The organism is Alitibacter langaaensis DSM 22999 (assembly GCF_003096995.1).
Classification (GTDB): Bacteria; Pseudomonadota; Gammaproteobacteria; order Enterobacterales; family Pasteurellaceae; genus Exercitatus; species Exercitatus langaaensis.
In genome coordinates this window covers 172,159-189,163 of the sequence record NZ_QENU01000003.1, presented here as the reverse complement: position 1 = coordinate 189,163, position 17,005 = coordinate 172,159, and the positions used below count along the sequence as shown (strand labels likewise).

Below are 17,005 nucleotides of genomic sequence, written 5' to 3'. Positions count from 1 at the left end.
TTAAGCTCTCACTAACCCAGTAAATCCCATAAAGGCAAGGGACATGAGACCGGCTGTGATTAATGCAATAGATGCGCCACGAAATGGCATAGGCACATCAGCCCCCGCTAAACGCTCGCGTAATGAAGCAAATAGCACTAACACGAGGGCAAAACCAAGAGATGCGCCAAAGCCATAAATTACTGACTGTACCAAATTATGGGCGAGGTTGACATTTAATAAGGCAACGCCAAGCACTGCGCAGTTTGTGGTGATTAGCGGCAAGAAAATACCGAGCAGGCGATAGAGCAACGGACTAGTTTTGTGGATCACCATTTCGGTAAATTGCACCACAACGGCAATTAATAAAATAAATAATAGCGTTCGTAAAAATTCTGCATTGAGTGGTTTCAAAATATACGCATCCACCAAATAGGCACACAAGGACGCCACCGTGAGCACAAACATGGTGGCAAGCCCCATGCCGATTGCGGTATCGACTTTTTTAGAGACGCCCATAAACGGACAAAGCCCTAAGAATTTGACCAGCACAAAATTGTTAATGAGTGCGGTGGAGATGATGAGTAAAATATATTCCATGATTGCAGAGCTAATAATTCGCTAGAAAATAAATGGCATATTATCCTAGTTTTGCCGCCTTAGGACAATAGAAAATTCGGGGTAAATTGACCGCACTTTAGTGATCGTCTAGAGCTCAAGGGGTTCTGTTTCTGATGTGGAAGAATGATCCAAGGGTGGGGGTAATGGCTCTGGATTGCCCAAAAAGTGCGGTTGTTTTTCAATCAATAATTCCCAAAGCATTAATACCCGCGCTAATGCTTCACGCACACGAGTGCGAGAAAACAGCGAAGGGGAGTCCGCAGCAAAGCAGATGGCATTAATGTGATGATATTTCGCGATAAAAAGCGCGCGTTCGCAGTGAAAACGCTGAGTGACAATCGTCATTGGCTCTGCTTGGAAAACTTCTTTGGCACGAATAATGCTATCCAACGTACGAAACCCCGCATAATCAGGAAAGAGAAATTGTTCGCTAATTCCCATTTTGCGCAGATCGCGGCGCATTGTGCGGGGTTCGTTGTATTGCAAGGTGCGGTTATCGCCGCTTAATAATAAATAATCAATTTTTTGGGCGTTAAAAAGGCTGTTCGCGGCGAGCATACGTTGCTGATAAAATTGATTCGGCGTACCTTTTATGGTGTATTTTGAGGTGCCAAGAATTAAGCCATAAGGGCGGTAGGGAATGGTATTAATGTCGCTATAAACATCACTTTTGACATAATAGGCGATGCCACGATCAATCACAAAAATGATTGAGGTCAGCATAAACACACAAGCCACTAGCCATAATAATACGCGCTTTATCGGAAATTTCCCGAAAAACGAGCGCACACGAAGGAAAAGCTGGCTTAATGACATAAATCTGTTTTACTAACGACAAACTGCGACTAACCTTAATCAAAAGTGCGGTCAAATTCAAGTCAAAAATTTAGGGTTGATGATTTTTAGCCGTTTAGACGTCTAAAATTGCTTGACAAGAAACAGTGACAAAGGTAGTTTATGGCTAATTTTATTTGTTTAAAGCGAGATGTGGTATGAGCGCAGCACTCTAGCCACAGACAGCCACTAGCGGGATTTCAATGGCAGTACAGAAAATCACTCTTTTTACCGATCAGCCACTGCGCTTGGTTTTTGGTGGACAACTGGATAATATTGATGTGGTTTACCAAACTTATGGCACGCTGAACAGGGAAAAAAATAATGCGATTTTACTTTGCCATGCGCTAACGGGCGATGCAGAACCCTATTCAGATGAACCAAACCGTGCAGGTTGGTGGCAACAATTTATGGGGCACAATCTCGCATTTGACACCTCAAAATATTTCTTTATTTGTTCTAATGTATTGGGTGGATGCAAAGGCACCACGGGGCCTGCGTCTATCAATCCTCACACTGGCAAACCTTTCGGCAGCCAATTCCCAGCGGTAACGGTGCAAGATATTGTCCGTGTTCAAAAAGCCTTAATTAATTATTTAGGGATTGAGCATTTACACGCCGTCATTGGCGGCTCTTTCGGTGGAATGCAAGCAACGCAATGGGCAATTGATTATCCTGATTTTATGGATAATGTGATAAATCTGTGTTCATCCTTGACCTTTAGTGCCGAAGCCATTGGCTTTAATCATGTTATGCGTCAAGCCATTATTAATGATCCCAATTTTAATGGTGGCGATTATTATGAAGGCGAACCGCCAGAGAAAGGTTTAGCCATTGCCCGTATGTTGGGGATGTTGACCTATCGTACGGATATTCAACTTGCGAAAGCCTTTGGGCGTGCCACTAAAGCGGAAACGAATTATTGGGGCGATTATTTTCAAGTGGAAAGTTATTTAAGCTACCAAGGGCAAAAGTTTTTAGATCGTTTTGACGCCAATAGCTATTTGCATTTATTGCGTGCGTTGGATTTGTATGATCCTGCTTTGGGGTTTGATAATTTGAAAAACGCGCTGGAACGTATCAAAGCGCGCTATACTTTAATTGCGGTAACCAATGATCAGTTGTTTAAAATCAATGATTTGCATAAAAGTAAAACGGCATTAGAGCAAGCGGGCGTTAAATTGCAATATTATGAATTTGCCTCAGATTATGGGCATGATGCTTTTTTAGTGGATTACGATGCCTTTGAGGCTAAAATTCTGAGTGGCATTGAAAGCTCGATTGGGCAGGAAAAATAGAATTGACAAAATGCGATCTGAAAGGATCGCATTTTGTGTTTTAGGATAGGTGGTTGGCTAATTTATAGTTCAAAATTAAGTGTTATAAGGCTATTTTTCAGCTTGATTTATCCACGCTAATTCAGATTATTTTGCTTTTTTGATTAGCACCATTTTATGCTGCTCAAAATTTTTTCTTAAATTTTTGACCGCACTTTTGTTCGGTAAAACCAAGTTTGGTGCAATATCAAACAACGGCACAATCACAAATTCGCGATTTTGCATATCATAATGCGGCACGGTTAAACGTTCGCTTTGTATTTCTAAATCCCCATACAGCAAAATATCAAGATCTAAGGTGCGCTCGCCCCAACGGCGCAGCCGCACTCGCCCTTGCTCATTTTCAATGCGCTGTAATTCATCAAGTAACGTTATGGGGGAGAGTGTGGTTTCAATGCTTAGCACCGCATTAACATAATCTGGCTGATCCTGAGGCCCCATAGGTTTGCTGCCATAATAAGGGCTCACATCACCGAGCTTCGTTTGCGGCAACTGTGAAATAGCCAGAACAGCTGAATCCAGCTGTTCAATGGGGGTGTTGAGATTGCTACCCAGTGCAATATAAACGGTTGTCATTGGCGATTAATCCACGGCTTTAGCTTTGCGTTTTTTACGGGGGCGATAGTAACGTTTTTTAGATTTCGGCGCATGTTTATTCTGTTCTTGCAGCAAGGCATCACGCTGTTGAGTATTGCTAAATTGATATTCATGCCACCAGGTTGCTAACTCAATCGTTTCGCCCCCTTCAATTTCTGCACGCATTGCTAATAAATCATAAGCAGCACGGAATTTAGGGTGTTCCATTGTGCGTTCAGGTTGTTTCCCTGCACGTTTCATCAATTGTAATTGAAAAAACCAAATATCACGAATCACAGCGGTATGGCGGCGCGGCGCGGTGAGTGCACGACAAAATTGATTTAACACTTCATTACTTGCCAGTGCATAAGCATCGTGATTATTTAAGCCTCCCTCATTTTTAAGCATTTCTACTTTTTCACGCAATGGATACCAGTAAAAGGCAGCAAACAAGAACGCAGGATTTAAGCGTAATTTATCCGCCACGCGCTCATCAGTGGACTGAAGTGCGGTTAAAATCATGCGTTCTGCAAAGCTATCGCCCTTTTCGGTAAAAAACGGCATTAATGTCGGGAATAATTGCTCAAATAAGCCGTATTCACGCAATAATTGATAGGTTTTAACCCCAAATCCTGCTTGCAATAATTTGAGACTTTCATCAAATAAACGTGCAGGCGGAATATTTCTTAATAGTGGTGCCAGCTCATAAATAGGTTCTGCGCTTGGTTTTTCCAAGAACATATCTAACTTCGCCATAAAGCGGATTGAGCGCAACATTCGCACGGGATCTTCTTGATAACGAGTAACAGGATCGCCAATTAAGCGTAATTTGCCTGCTTTGAGATCATCAATGCCGTTGAAATAATCGTGGATGCAATTATCTTTGGGGCTGTAATACAGCGCATTGACGGTAAAATCACGGCGTTGTGCATCTTGCTCTAAGGTGCCATATACGTTGTCGCGTAATAGCATTCCTTCTTCACTTTGGCGAGCAATATTGTCATTGTGGCTTTCTGAATGATTCGCGCGGAAGGTGGCGACTTCAATCACATCTCGTCCAAACATAATATGGGCTAAACGGAAACGGCGTCCCACTAAGCGGCATTGACGTTGGAAAATTGCTTGAATTTGTTCTGGACGCGCATTGGTAGCCACATCGAAGTCTTTGGGATTTTTGCCGAGCAAAAGATCGCGCAAACAGCCGCCAACAACATAGGCTTCATAGCCATTGCGATTGAGCTTTTCGACCACGGTCAACGCATTTTTACTGATCATCCGTGGGGTAATGCCCACTTGGCTGGCTTTGAGAATGTGTTTGTTGTAATAAGGCGCTTGTTTTTCGGCTTTAGGACTTTTTTTGCTGCGAATATTGTGCGAGCTTTTTTTCTGTTCGTTAAAGTGCGGTTGATTTTGCTCGTGTTTTGTCTGTCCTTTTTTGCCGAGCAAGTTTTTGATGTAAGTTAAAATAGTCATACTCCAAACATAAAATAAGTGGGCAAAATGCCCACTAAACTTTTTTCAGGAAATTAATAACCCATTTGTTTTTCACGTACTTCTGCAAGTGTTTTGCAGTCGATACATAAATCTGCAGTTGGGCGCGCCTCTAGGCGGCGAATTCCAATTTCTACGCCACAAGAATCACAATAACCGAAATCTTCAGTTTCTAATTTTTTTAACGTACTTTCAATTTTCTTCATGAGCTTACGTTCACGATCACGTGCGCGTAATTCAAGGCTAAATTCCTCTTCTTGGGTTGCACGATCGGCAGGGTCAGGGAAATTAGCGGCTTCATCTCGCATATGGGTGACCGTGCGAGAAGTTTCTTCAATAATTTGGTTGCGCCAGGCTTCAAGAATTTTTTTGAAATGAAGCAATTGTTGCTCATTCATATATTCTTCGCCTTTCTTTTCTTTATAGGGTTTTACGCCCGCTAAAGCTAAAAGGCTTAAAGATGCTTTGTTTGTTGTTGCCATGTTGCATTTCTCCATCAACAAATACGTCATGTTGAACAGCATGGATGCAAAAATTGCCTACTGCTCAAAAATTGTAAAATTAGTTAGCGCTTTCTTTGAAAGGCGCTATAAATAACAGAACTTTTCCTATTAAGCAAATGAATTTACGCTTCATTACCAAAAAACGGGCTAAAAAGTTTCATTTTGTGATCTAGATTCCAATTTTGAGCTGCTAATTTTGCATAAATAAAAAAATTTTTTCATAGTTTTTCAATTTATGTAATAGGCAAAAGTACGGTGAAAAAGTGCGGTGAAAATATGCTGAATTTAGATCGATGTGCATTGATTTGTATTCTTATGGGCTTGAGCCTGTTGTTTACGCCGTCTGCGTTTCTCTTTCCTTGGCAGAATTGGGCATTGCTTATTATTGGGCTAACACTGGCCGCACTTTGTTTGTATTTATTGGGATATTTACAACGCCATTATCGCTTGCAAACTTTTCTGTTGGAATTAGGCATTGCCTTGCTCGCATTGGGCTATTTTCAATCTTCTGCGTTACACATTTATCAGCAGGCCAATAATGTTACTGCCCACAAAGCCACTCAAATTTTACGCATTGAAGAAATTTTACATCAGCAAGATTACCAAACCTTGATGGCCACCGCACAAACTGATGAAAAAGCTGAAAATCAGGCGCGAATTTATGTGAATTGGGCTGCCACATCGCAACCAAAAGTCGGTGAAATTTGGCAGGTGGAAGGTAAAGTTCGTCCGCTGTCAGCGCGTTTAAACCAAGGAGGCTTTGATCGGCAGCAATGGTATTTTGCGAAAGGAATTACTGCTGTAATGAATGTGAAAAGTGCGGTCAAAATAGCCGAAGATTTTTCCTGGCGAGAGCGCCGATTTTATGCTGCATTGGCAAACACGGAATCTTTATCGCAACAAGGGTTATTGTTGGCGTTGGGTTTTGGCGAACGCGCTTGGCAGAATTCGCAAACATGGCAGGTTTATCAGAAAACCAATACTGCGCATTTAATTGCCATTTCAGGGTTGCATATCGGTTTAGCGATGCTGCTTGGATTTGGATTGGCTCGTCTTGTGCAGATTACTTTGCCAACAACTTGGATTTCTCCCTATTTCCCACTTTTTTGTGGCGTGGCGTTTGCGCTGCTTTATGCACAGCTTGCAGGATTCGCTATGCCAACGTTTCGCGCGATCCTTGCTTTATTAGGCGTACTTTTGCTCCGATTATGGCGCGGCTATTGTACCGCTTGGCAACTATTTGCGCGCGTGATTGCGGTGTTATTGCTTTGCGATCCCTTAATGCTTTTGTCTAGCAGTTTTTGGCTATCCATTGGCGCGGTTGCCAGTTTAATTGTGTGGTATCAAATATTTCCGCTGCGATTTATACAATGGCGGGGAACACCCTTATCTTCCATGTCTTGGAAAGTGCGGTGGATTTTCAGTTTATTTCATTTACAGTGCGGCTTGCTCTGGCTTTTTACCCCCATTCAATTGGCAATTTTTGCTGGTTTTTCGTTGTATGGTTTAGTAGCGAATTTTATTGCCGTGCCCGTTTATAGCTTTTTATTAGTGCCTTTGGTTTTATTCGCCACGCTGACAAATAACGCCTTATTTTCGTGGAATATCGCCAACTTTATCGCTGATTTTATCACCACATTACTTGCCAATTTTGAGCAAGGCTGGATAACCTTAAATGATAAAACAATGCTGATTTTGACCGCACTTTTGGCTTTACTCTTTTGGCTTAGCGTGCATTGGTTTTATGGAAATAGCCGTTTGCAGAAAAAATCAACGCGGTATTTCAGTTTTATTCCCGATTGCGAAATGAACCCAGCGCTAAAACGCCGTATCACGATGATAACAATGGGCATTATCTTATTTTGTGTAGGGCGAGTGGGCGTTCAAATAATGACTGAACCCCAATGGCGTATGGAAAATTTAGACGTAGGGCAGGGGCTAGCGGTGTTGATTGTGAAAAATGGGCGAGCGGTGTTGTATGATACGGGAACGAGCTGGAGAAATGGCTCTATGGCGCAGAGCGAAATTGTGCCTTATTTGCAGCGGCAGGGTATTATCTTAGATTGGTTGATTTTAAGCCATGACGATAATGATCATTCGGGTGGCGCGACGACCATTTTACAGCAATTTCCGCAGGCAAAGTTAATGACCGCGTCCTATAAAAATTATGGAAAAACCGACCGCACTTTTTGCCAAGCGGGTGAACAATGGACGTGGCAAGGGCTGATCTTTAGCATATTGTCGCCTTATGGCACTGTTGAGCGAGCGGATAATCCCCATTCTTGTGTGATTTTGTTATCTGACGGCAAGCATCATGTCTTATTCACTGGGGATGCAGATACGGCGGCAGAACAGCAATTTGTGGCGCAATTGCCTAGCGTGGATGTGTTACAAATCGGGCATCACGGCAGCAAAACGTCTACAGGAAAAGCCTTGATTGATAAGGCAAAACCAAAAATCTCAGTGATTTCAAGCGGACGTTGGAACCCTTGGGGTTTCCCGCATCAACAAGTTTTAGAGCGATTAGAAAAAGCACAAAGTGCGGTCAAAAATACGGCAGTTTCAGGGCAAATCTCAATAGGGTTCAGTGAAACGGGGATAAATGTTTATAGCGCGCGATCCTATTTTTCCCCTTGGTTCCGTGGATTTATTGGCGAAAGTTCAAAATAAAGGTTACAATGCGCGGGATTTTGGTAAACGAAAGATTGGATTATGACGAAAGAAAAAGATATCTCAACCTTGAAAACCTTTAAGCGTTTGTGGCCAAACATTAAGCCTTATGGTTGGGTGTTATTGGGCGGCGCCATTATGCTAGTGTTAAATGCACTTATTGATTCAGGTTTGATCTATTTGTTAAAACCACTACTTGATGATGGTTTCGGCAATGCGGATCATGATTTCTTGAAATTAATGGCAATGCTTGTTGTGCTCTTTATTTTACTTCGTGGCATTACCAATTATTTCTCCGCCTATGCGTTGTCTTGGGTTTCTGGCAATGTGGTGATGACGATCCGCCGCCGATTATTCCGCCATATGATGTTAATGCCGGTCACTTATTTTGACCAAAACCCTGCGGGCCGTTTACTTTCACGCGTAACTTATGACACCGAAATGGTGGCAAATTCTTCGTCTAATGCCTTGGTCACCATTGTTCGTGAAGGGGTTTATTTAATTTCATTATTTGCCGTTATGCTTTATACCAGCTGGCAATTGTCATTGATTCTATTTGCTTTAGCGCCCATTATTGGTGGCTTGATTGGCGTGGTATCAAAACGTTTTCGTGAGTTAAGCCGTAATATTCAAGGCGCAATGGGCGATCTCACCACATCAACAGAACAAATGATCAAAGGGCATAAAGTTATTTTGTCTTACGGTGGTTATGATGTAGAAAGCGAACGCTTTGATAGCGTAAGTGATGATATGCGCCGCAAAGGGCTTAAAATTGTCGCCGCTGATGGTATTGCCGATGGCGTGGTGCAATTAATTGCGTCTTTGGCGTTATCCGCTGTATTGTATGCCGCTACGGTGGAAAGCCTGCATTTACACAGTTTAACCGCGGGTTCTTTTACCGTTGTCTTTTCTTCCATGATGGCAATGATGCGCCCATTAAAATCCTTAACTAATGTGAACTCACAATTCCAACGCGGTATGGCGGCTTGCCAAACTCTGTTTGATTTCTTAGATATTGAAACTGAAAAAGATAATGGCACAACACAAGTTGACCGTGCCCGTGGTGAAGTGGAATTCAAAAATGTTTCCTTCGCTTATGCTGGCAAAGATGAATTAGCGTTAAATAATATTAATTTAACCATTCCACAGGGCAAAACCGTGGCATTAGTGGGGCGTTCTGGTTCGGGAAAATCAACAATCGCTAGTTTGATCACGCGTTTTTATGATGTAACCGCTGGCGAAATTTTGCTCGATGGGGTGAATATTCAAGATTATAAATTGGCAAATTTACGCGAACAATGTTCGATTGTTTCTCAACAAGTCCATTTATTTAATGACACCATTGCCAATAATATTGCTTATGCGGCAAAAGGGAAATTTAGTCGTGAACAAATTATCGCCGCGGCAAAATCCGCCCATGCAATGGAATTTATCGAAAGATTAGAACAGGGCTTGGATACGGTAATTGGTGAAAATGGTGCGAGTTTATCTGGCGGTCAGCGTCAGCGTTTAGCCATTGCCCGAGCTTTATTGCGTAATTCGCCAGTATTAATTTTAGATGAAGCCACCTCCGCTTTGGATACCGAATCTGAACGCGCCATTCAATCCGCTCTGGAAGTGTTGCAAAAAGATCGCACGGTGGTGGTAATTGCTCATCGCTTGTCCACCATTGAAAAAGCCGATGAAATTGTGGTGATTGAAAATGGTGAAATCAAAGAACGTGGCAATCATAACGAATTGTTAGCGCAAAATGGCGCCTATAAACAACTGCACGCCATGCAATTTAGCCATTAGTTTTGATTAAACGGTTGGTGGTTTGCCAGCCGTTTCTTATTTAGGAATAACAATGAATTTCTGGTATTCAAATTCTAAAATTGCTTATCTTTTATTGCCGTTCTCTTTACTGTTCTGGCTAATCAGTACCATTCGCCGTTTTTTGTTTCAAACTGGGCTATTGAAATCTTATAAAGCCCCAGTCCCCGTGATTATTGTTGGAAATCTGTCGGTGGGCGGTAATGGCAAAACGCCTGTGGTGGTTTGGCTGGTCGAGCAGTTGCAGCAACGCGGCTTAACGTGCGGCGTGATTTCTCGCGGTTATGGCAGCCAGTCTGAGCATTATCCTTTATTAGTGAACGCTGAAACCGATCCTGTTATCGGTGGTGATGAGCCTGTATTGATCGCAAAACGTACTGGCGTGCCAGTGAGCATTTCGCCTAATCGACAACAGGCGGTTGAACTGCTGCTTGAAAGTCATGATTGTGATGTGATTATTAGCGATGACGGCTTGCAACATTACAAATTGCAGCGAGATGTTGAAATTGTGGTGATGGACGCCGCCCGAGAATTAGGCAATGGTTTTGTTTTGCCGGCAGGGCCTTTGCGTGAATTGCCTAGCCGTTTGAAATCCGTGGATTTGATTATTACGAATGGTGTCGAAAACCGTTATTCTGATGTGGTGATGCAGCTCGTGCCACATTTCGCGATTAATTTAGTGACGAATGAAAAGCGTGCGTTAGCAGATTTTCAACAAGGTGTTGCCATTGCAGGCATTGGAAATCCACAACGTTTTTTTGATATGTTACAGGGCTTAGGGATTCAATTAACGCAAACTCAAGCCTTTCAAGATCATCAAAAATTTACGGCAGAATTGTTTCAAACCTTGCCGTCTAATCAACCCTTATTTATGACAGAAAAAGATGCGGTCAAGTGCGGTCAATTTGCGCAAAATAATTGGTGGTATGTGCCAGTGGATGCGCAAATGCAAAGCCACAAAACTTCATCAAAATTGACCGCACTTTTTGCTCAAATCGAACAGCTTGTACAAGGAAAATAAAATGACAACGTTTACAGTAATTATTCCTGCTCGTTTTGCTTCTAGCCGTTTACCGGGTAAACCCTTGGCGGATATTGCGGGCAAACCGATGATTCAGCACGTTTGGGAAAAAGCGCAGCAATCTGGCGCAACACGAGTCGTGGTGGCAACGGATAATCTGAATGTGAAAGCTGCTGTGGAGCATTTCGGTGGCGAAGTTTGTATGACATCGGAAAGCCATAATTCTGGCACCGAGCGTTTGGCAGAAGTTGTGGAAAAGTTAGGCATCGCTGATGATGAAATTATCGTGAATATTCAAGGTGATGAGCCGTTGATCCCCCCTGTTATTGTGGCGCAAGTGGCAGAAAATTTAGCTAAATTTAAGGTAAAAATGTCAAGCCTTGCGGTAAAAATTGCGGATGCGGAAGAGCTTTTTAATCCCAATGTGGTTAAAGTGCTAACCGACAAAGACGGCTATGTTTTATATTTTTCCAGAGCGGTTATTCCATGGCATCGTGATCAATTTGCCCCAATCGCAGCTAAAACAAAATCCATTGATGAATTGCAATTAGAAGATTGCTATTTGCGCCATATTGGCATTTACGCTTATCGTGCAGGCTTTATCAAACAATATGTGCAATGGGCGCCAACCGCATTGGAGCAGATTGAAAGTTTAGAACAGTTGCGTGTGTTATGGAATGGGGAACGTATTCATGTGGAATTGGCAAAAGAAGTGCCAGCCGTGGGCGTGGATACTGCTGAAGATTTAGAAAAAGTGCGGTCAATTTTGGCTTAATTTTCTTCGTTTAACACCAATTATTTTATCGGGAGATTTTATGTTAGACAAAATTATAGGCTCTGTATTGAGCAATATGTTAGGCGGCGCGAGCCAAAGTAGCAATGCCAGTGGTTCGATTGTGACTGATGTGTTAGGTTCATTAGTGCGTCAGCAAGGCGGTATGGACGGCGTGATCAATCAAATACAAAAAGGTGGCTTGGGCGATTTATTAAATTCATGGATTGGCACCGAAAAAAATCAGCCAATGCATGCGAACCAAGTTAATGAAGTATTTGGCGATGACACTATTTCCAATGTTGCCCAACAAGCGGGTGTTGATAAATCACAGGCACAAGATATTCTTTCACAAGTATTGCCGCAAGTGATTGATATGTTAACGCCAAATGGTCGTGAAGGTGGCGTGACAACGGACCGCTTACAACAGCACGTTGAACGTCAACAACAGGATAACGGTTTTGGTTTAGATGATTTATTGGGTGGTTTATTTGGCGGTTCACAAGCACAGCAAGCACAACAGTCGTCACAACAGCCACAATCAAGCCAACAAGCTTCTATTCAAGATGTTTTAGGGCAAATTTTAGGTCAGCAACAACCAACCCGTACAAGCCAAACATCTGCACCAAGTTCAAACGATGAATTGGCTCAAGATATTGGCGCGGTGTTAAATAATTTCTTTAAATAATCTAACCGTTTTAGCGATAAATTAAGAGAGCATTGGCTCTCTTTTTTATTTTATAAATGAGAACTATTTACAACTAGGAAATTTGCCGTTATTCTCTGTGCGCTTTTTTAGTAACAAGAATGAGGTAGACAAATGATGAAAAAGACAATGTTATTTTTGACGCTTTTTTCGACCGCACTTTCAACGCAAGCACATCGTGTTTGGATACAAACAGATCATACTCACGGCGGTGAAATTTTAAAAGCTGATTTAGGATATGGTGAATTTCCAACGTTAGAGCAAATTCCAGAAAAACGTTTGAGCTTTTTTGAGCGTGGCGTTAGCTTATACACGCAAAATGGCAAACAAATGCTGATACAAAAAGGGGAGCATAACTATCATTTTGAAACAGAGAAGCCCATAGACGAAGGCAGCTATATTGTCGCGGGTGAATACAAACCCACATTTTGGTCAAAAAATGCAGAAGGTTGGAAGCAAGCGGATATGAAAGCAACGCCCAACGCCAGTTATTGTGAATTAACCGCGATGTACGGCAAAAATATTGTGAATGTTGGCCATGAAAGCGCAGGCATTAATGTCATCAGCAAACAAATTGGCCATGAACTCGAAATTGTTCCGATGGACAATCCTGCGAATATCAATGTGAGCGATCCTTTTAAAGTGAAAGTGTTATTCCGTGGCGAACCCTTAGCGGGGGCAACCTTAACTGCGACTTTTGATGGATTTGATACCGCGGATAACAGCAAAACTCATAAAGTTGAGGCGCAGGCATTTTCTGATGTCACAGGCGATGATGGCACCGTAGCGATTATTCCATTGCGCCAAGGTTTTTGGAAAGCGCAAATTACCCACGAAGTGCCATTTAAAGACGCGACCCAATGTCAAAAAGCAAAATACTACGCCACATTGACATTCAACATTGGACGCCAATATCATTAATTTGGGTAAAAATTATGTTAAAATTGACCGCACTTTTTTCGTGCGGTTTATTTTATGTTTGATTCTAAAACTTTCCTCAAAAATGTGACTCATGATCCCGGCGTGTATCGGATGTTTGATAAAACGGACACCGTGATTTATGTGGGCAAAGCCAAGGATTTAAAAAAACGCCTTTCGAGTTATTTCCGAACCCATTTAGCCAGCAAAAAAACTGAAGCGTTAGTGGCGTCCATTGCGCGGATTGAAACAACGATCACCACCTCTGAAACCGAAGCGTTGTTATTAGAGCATAATTACATCAAAACTTATCAACCGCGCTATAACGTGTTGTTGCGTGATGATAAATCCTACCCTTATATTTTATTAACCAAAGAACGCCACCCGCGGATTACGGCATATCGTGGTGCAAAGAAAATTCAAGGAGAATATTTCGGGCCTTATCCCCACGCAGGAGCGGTGCGCGAAACCTTATCTTTGCTGCAAAAACTTTTTCCGATCCGCCAGTGTGAAAATTCTGTGTATAAAAATCGCTCGCGCCCTTGCTTGCAATACCAAATTGGGCGTTGTGCTGCGCCTTGTGTGGAAGGCATTGTGAGCGATGAAGAATACAATGCGCAGGTGGATTACGCGCGCCTATTTTTGCAGGGCAAAGATCAACAAGTGTTGGATCATCTCATTGCTAAAATGGAGCAAGCGAGCCAACGGCTCGATTTTGAAAATGCAGCGCGCTATCGCGATCAAATTCAAGCGGTACGCGCGGTAACTGAAAAACAATTTGTCAGCAACGAACGCCTAGACGATATGGATATTATTTCCATTGCTTACCAACATGGCGTGGCTTGCGTGCAAGTGTTGTTTATTCGTCAGGGCAAAGTGTTAGGTAACCGCAGCTATTTTCCTAAAGTGCCAGCGAATACGAGTTTATCTGAACTCACCGCTACATTTGTGGGGCAATTTTATCTGCAAGCGCACCAAGGGCGTACCGTGCCGAATACGATTGTGGTGGATCATAAATTCGATGAGAAAGAAGAATTAGAAACTTTATTAACCGAGCAAGCTGGGCGCAAAGTGGCGATTCAAGACAGTGCTAAAGGCAATAAATCCAAATATTTGCACTTGGCGCAAATGAATGCCAAAGCGGCTTTAACCTTGAAACTAAAAGAAACGACCTTAATCAGCGAGCGTTATCAAGCCTTGCAAAATTTATTGGGCATGGAAAAAATTAACCGAATGGAATGTTTTGACATCAGCCATACCATGGGCGAACAAACTATCGCCTCTTGCGTGGTATTTAATGATGCAGGCCCATTCAAATCAGAATATCGCCGTTTCAACATTGAAGGAATTACGGGGGGCGATGACTATGCGGCAATGGAGCAAGCGTTAAAAAAACGTTACGACCGTGATTTAGAACCCGAAAAAATTCCCGATATTATTTTTATTGATGGCGGTAAAGGGCAGTTAAATCGTGCATTACAGGTGTTTCGTGAGTTAAATGTAAAATGGGACAAAAATCGACCGCACTTAATTGGGGTGGCGAAAGGGGTAGATCGTAGAGCAGGGCAAGAAACGCTAATCCTTAGCAAAGTGGGGCGCGAAATTAATCTTGATCCTGATAATTTAGCCTTGCATTTGATCCAGCATATTCGTGATGAAAGCCATAATCACGCGATTACAGGGCATCGCAAAAAACGCCAAAAAGCCTTTACGCAAAGTGGTTTAGAAACCATTGCAGGAGTAGGCGCAAAACGGCGCCAAGCCTTGTTAAAATATCTGGGGGGAATGCAAGGAGTGAAAAATGCGACTTTAGATGAAATTGCCTCGGTGCCAGGGATCTCGCAAACTTTAGCCGAAACGATTTTTGAAACCTTGCGCAGTTAATACAGATATTAGCGGTAAATTGATCGCTTTAACGATGATTCCGCTACACATCAAATAAGAGAAAATATTATGACAGAATTACCCGTTGAAACCCATCCGTTCCCACCTATTTTGCCGCCACAGGCTACGGTGATGATGATGGGGACATTCCCGCCAACACCCGAAAAACGTTGCATGGAATTTCATTATCCGAATTTCCAAAATGATATGTGGCGTATTTATGGTTTGGTGTTTTTCAATGATAAAAACTATTTCCAAGTCAAAGATGAAAAATGCTTTGATGCGGAACGAATAAAAGCCTTTTTGAGAGAGCGTGGCATCGCTTCTTGCCCTACGGTGTGGAAAGCCATTCGTGAGCAAGGTAACGCCTCAGATAAGTTTTTGCAGATCGTTGAACCCGTGCCGTTGGCTAAAATTTTGGCGCAAATTCCACAATGCCAATGGATTTTCACCACAGGCGGCAAAGCAACAGAAGTGTTATTTAGCCTTGTGCCAGAAAAATTAAAAGAGCCTAAAACCAATGAATGGATTGATTTTCCCTTTGCAGGGCGAGAGTTAAAACTCTATCGTGTTCCCTCCACTTCGCGAGCTTATCCCTTGAGCTTAGAGAAAAAAGCGGAAGCCTATCGCCGTTTCTTTCAATTAGCAGGGATTTTATAACAAATTAAAAGCGCATATAATGCAAACAGCGTTAACTCAAAAGGAGAGAAAAATGCAAGAAAATTTGACCGCACTTCAAGGCGCGTTAAATGAAACCGTGGCAAATACGATTCGTTTAACGCAATACAGCCATGGCGCAGGTTGTGGTTGTAAAATATCTCCTAAGGTATTAGGGACAATTTTACAAACCAAGCTTGACCAGTTTGTCGATCCCCATTTATTAGTGGGCAATGATACCGCCGATGATGCAGCGGTTTATGATATTGGCAATGGTGTTGGGATTATCAGCACCACTGATTTTTTCATGCCGATTGTTGATGATCCTTTTGATTTTGGGCGCATTGCTGCCACTAATGCGATTAGCGATATTTTTGCGATGGGCGGCAAACCGATTATGGCGGTCGCTATTTTAGGTTTCCCGATTAAATTATTACCGCCAGAAGTGGCGCAACGTATCGTAGATGGCGGACGTTTTGCCTGCCTACAAGCAGGAATTGCATTGGCTGGTGGACATTCAATTGATGCGCCAGAGCCGATTTTCGGTTTAGCGGTTACAGGGGTAATCAACACCGAAAAAGTGAAAAAGAATGCGTCGGCGGAAGAGGGCTGTAAACTGTTCTTAACCAAACCGCTCGGTATTGGCGTATTAACCACTGCAGAGAAAAAAGGCAAATTAAAATCAGAGCATCAAGGATTGGCAACTGAAGTGATGTGCCAAATGAATCTGGTGGGATCGGTTTTCGCTGAAATTGAAGGCGTTACGGCAATGACGGATATCACAGGCTTCGGCTTGCTCGGGCATTTAGCTGAAATTTGTGAAGGCTCAGGATTAAGTGCGGTGGTTAAATTCGATAATATTCAAACCCTTGATGGCGTTACTGAATATATTGAAAAAGGCTGTGTGCCTGGTGGGACAAATCGTAACTTTGATAGTTATGGCAATAAAATTGGCGTGATGACAGAAGAGCAAAAAGCGATCCTTTGTGATCCGCAAACCTCAGGCGGCTTGTTGATCGCAGTGCGTCCTAGTGCGGTTGAACAGGTAAAAGCTGCGGCGGAAAAAGCAGGTTCTTCTCTGTTTGAAATCGGTGAATTATTGCTAAAACGTGATGACGGCATTGTGATTACCGTGGACTAAAAACAGTCGTCTTAAGCGAACTAGAGCCAACTAAAATAGCAGATTGTTCTGCTTAAATATAACTCGTTGTGATAAACCGTTGC

Annotated in this window: 15 protein-coding genes; 10 read left to right on the top strand and 5 right to left on the bottom strand. The window is 42.6% G+C overall.

The features are described 5' to 3' along the window. Both rsxA and C8D76_RS03885 read right to left on the bottom strand, forming a co-directional pair. Complete coding sequence (gene rsxA / locus C8D76_RS03890) at positions 1-582, bottom strand: electron transport complex subunit RsxA (protein WP_116631487.1); 582 nt, start codon at positions 580-582, stop codon at positions 1-3. Between the two features lie 105 nt (positions 583-687). Then, on the bottom strand, positions 688-1,416 hold the full coding sequence (locus C8D76_RS03885) for a SanA/YdcF family protein (protein WP_116631486.1): 729 nt from the start codon (positions 1,414-1,416) through the stop codon (positions 688-690). 221 nt (positions 1,417-1,637) lie between these two features. Between C8D76_RS03885 and metX the strand changes: the two genes are divergently transcribed. Next, a complete protein-coding gene (metX, locus tag C8D76_RS03880) occupies positions 1,638-2,732 on the top strand; it encodes a homoserine O-acetyltransferase MetX (protein ID WP_116631485.1) in 1,095 nt (364 codons plus the stop codon). 126 nt (positions 2,733-2,858) lie between these two features. Here metX and folK read toward each other — a convergent pair whose 3' ends face one another. The 3 genes from folK to dksA are packed head-to-tail and all read right to left on the bottom strand — an operon-like array spanning position 2,859 to position 5,320. Beyond that, positions 2,859-3,347 carry a 2-amino-4-hydroxy-6-hydroxymethyldihydropteridine diphosphokinase gene (gene folK, locus C8D76_RS03875; RefSeq protein ID WP_116631484.1) on the bottom strand — a complete coding sequence of 163 codons (489 nt, stop codon included), beginning with the start codon at positions 3,345-3,347 and terminating at the stop codon, positions 2,859-2,861. A 6-nt stretch (positions 3,348-3,353) separates the two neighbouring features. Beyond that, on the bottom strand, positions 3,354-4,820 hold the full coding sequence (pcnB, locus tag C8D76_RS03870; RefSeq protein ID WP_116631483.1) for a polynucleotide adenylyltransferase PcnB: 1,467 nt from the start codon (positions 4,818-4,820) through the stop codon (positions 3,354-3,356). 53 nt (positions 4,821-4,873) lie between these two features. After that, a complete protein-coding gene (gene dksA, locus C8D76_RS03865) occupies positions 4,874-5,320 on the bottom strand; it encodes an RNA polymerase-binding protein DksA (protein ID WP_116631482.1) in 447 nt (148 codons plus the stop codon). 297 nt (positions 5,321-5,617) lie between these two features. Between dksA and C8D76_RS03860 the strand changes: the two genes are divergently transcribed. The 9 genes from C8D76_RS03860 (at position 5,618) to selD (ending at position 16,922) form a co-directional block, all read left to right on the top strand. Continuing rightward, complete coding sequence (locus C8D76_RS03860) at positions 5,618-8,011, top strand: DNA internalization-related competence protein ComEC/Rec2 (protein WP_116631518.1); 2,394 nt, start codon at positions 5,618-5,620, stop codon at positions 8,009-8,011. 42 nt (positions 8,012-8,053) lie between these two features. Next, positions 8,054-9,805, top strand: coding sequence for a lipid A ABC transporter ATP-binding protein/permease MsbA (msbA, locus tag C8D76_RS03855; protein ID WP_116631481.1), 1,752 nt, complete (start codon positions 8,054-8,056; stop codon positions 9,803-9,805). A 52-nt stretch (positions 9,806-9,857) separates the two neighbouring features. Next, entirely contained in the window at positions 9,858-10,844 is a 987-nt protein-coding gene (lpxK, locus tag C8D76_RS03850; RefSeq protein WP_116631480.1) for a tetraacyldisaccharide 4'-kinase, read from the top strand. Position 10,845: 1 nt separating this feature from the next. After that, on the top strand, positions 10,846-11,619 hold the full coding sequence (gene kdsB, locus C8D76_RS03845; RefSeq protein ID WP_116631479.1) for a 3-deoxy-manno-octulosonate cytidylyltransferase: 774 nt from the start codon (positions 10,846-10,848) through the stop codon (positions 11,617-11,619). Positions 11,620-11,659: 40 nt separating this feature from the next. Continuing rightward, positions 11,660-12,304, top strand: a complete 645-nt coding sequence (locus C8D76_RS03840; RefSeq protein WP_116631478.1) for a YidB family protein — start codon at positions 11,660-11,662, stop codon at positions 12,302-12,304. Between the two features lie 132 nt (positions 12,305-12,436). After that, positions 12,437-13,243, top strand: a complete 807-nt coding sequence (locus tag C8D76_RS03835; protein ID WP_243405803.1) for a DUF4198 domain-containing protein — start codon at positions 12,437-12,439, stop codon at positions 13,241-13,243. A 54-nt stretch (positions 13,244-13,297) separates the two neighbouring features. Beyond that, positions 13,298-15,124, top strand: a complete 1,827-nt coding sequence (uvrC, locus tag C8D76_RS03830) for an excinuclease ABC subunit UvrC (protein ID WP_116631477.1) — start codon at positions 13,298-13,300, stop codon at positions 15,122-15,124. 69 nt (positions 15,125-15,193) lie between these two features. Then, a complete protein-coding gene (locus tag C8D76_RS03825; RefSeq protein ID WP_116631476.1) occupies positions 15,194-15,784 on the top strand; it encodes a DNA glycosylase in 591 nt (196 codons plus the stop codon). A gap of 97 nt (positions 15,785-15,881) precedes the next feature. After that, the gene (gene selD / locus C8D76_RS03820) at positions 15,882-16,922 is read left to right on the top strand and encodes a selenide, water dikinase SelD (RefSeq protein WP_116631516.1); all 1,041 of its coding nucleotides are present in this window, start codon (positions 15,882-15,884) and stop codon (positions 16,920-16,922) included. Positions 16,923-17,005: the final 83 nt, after the last annotated feature.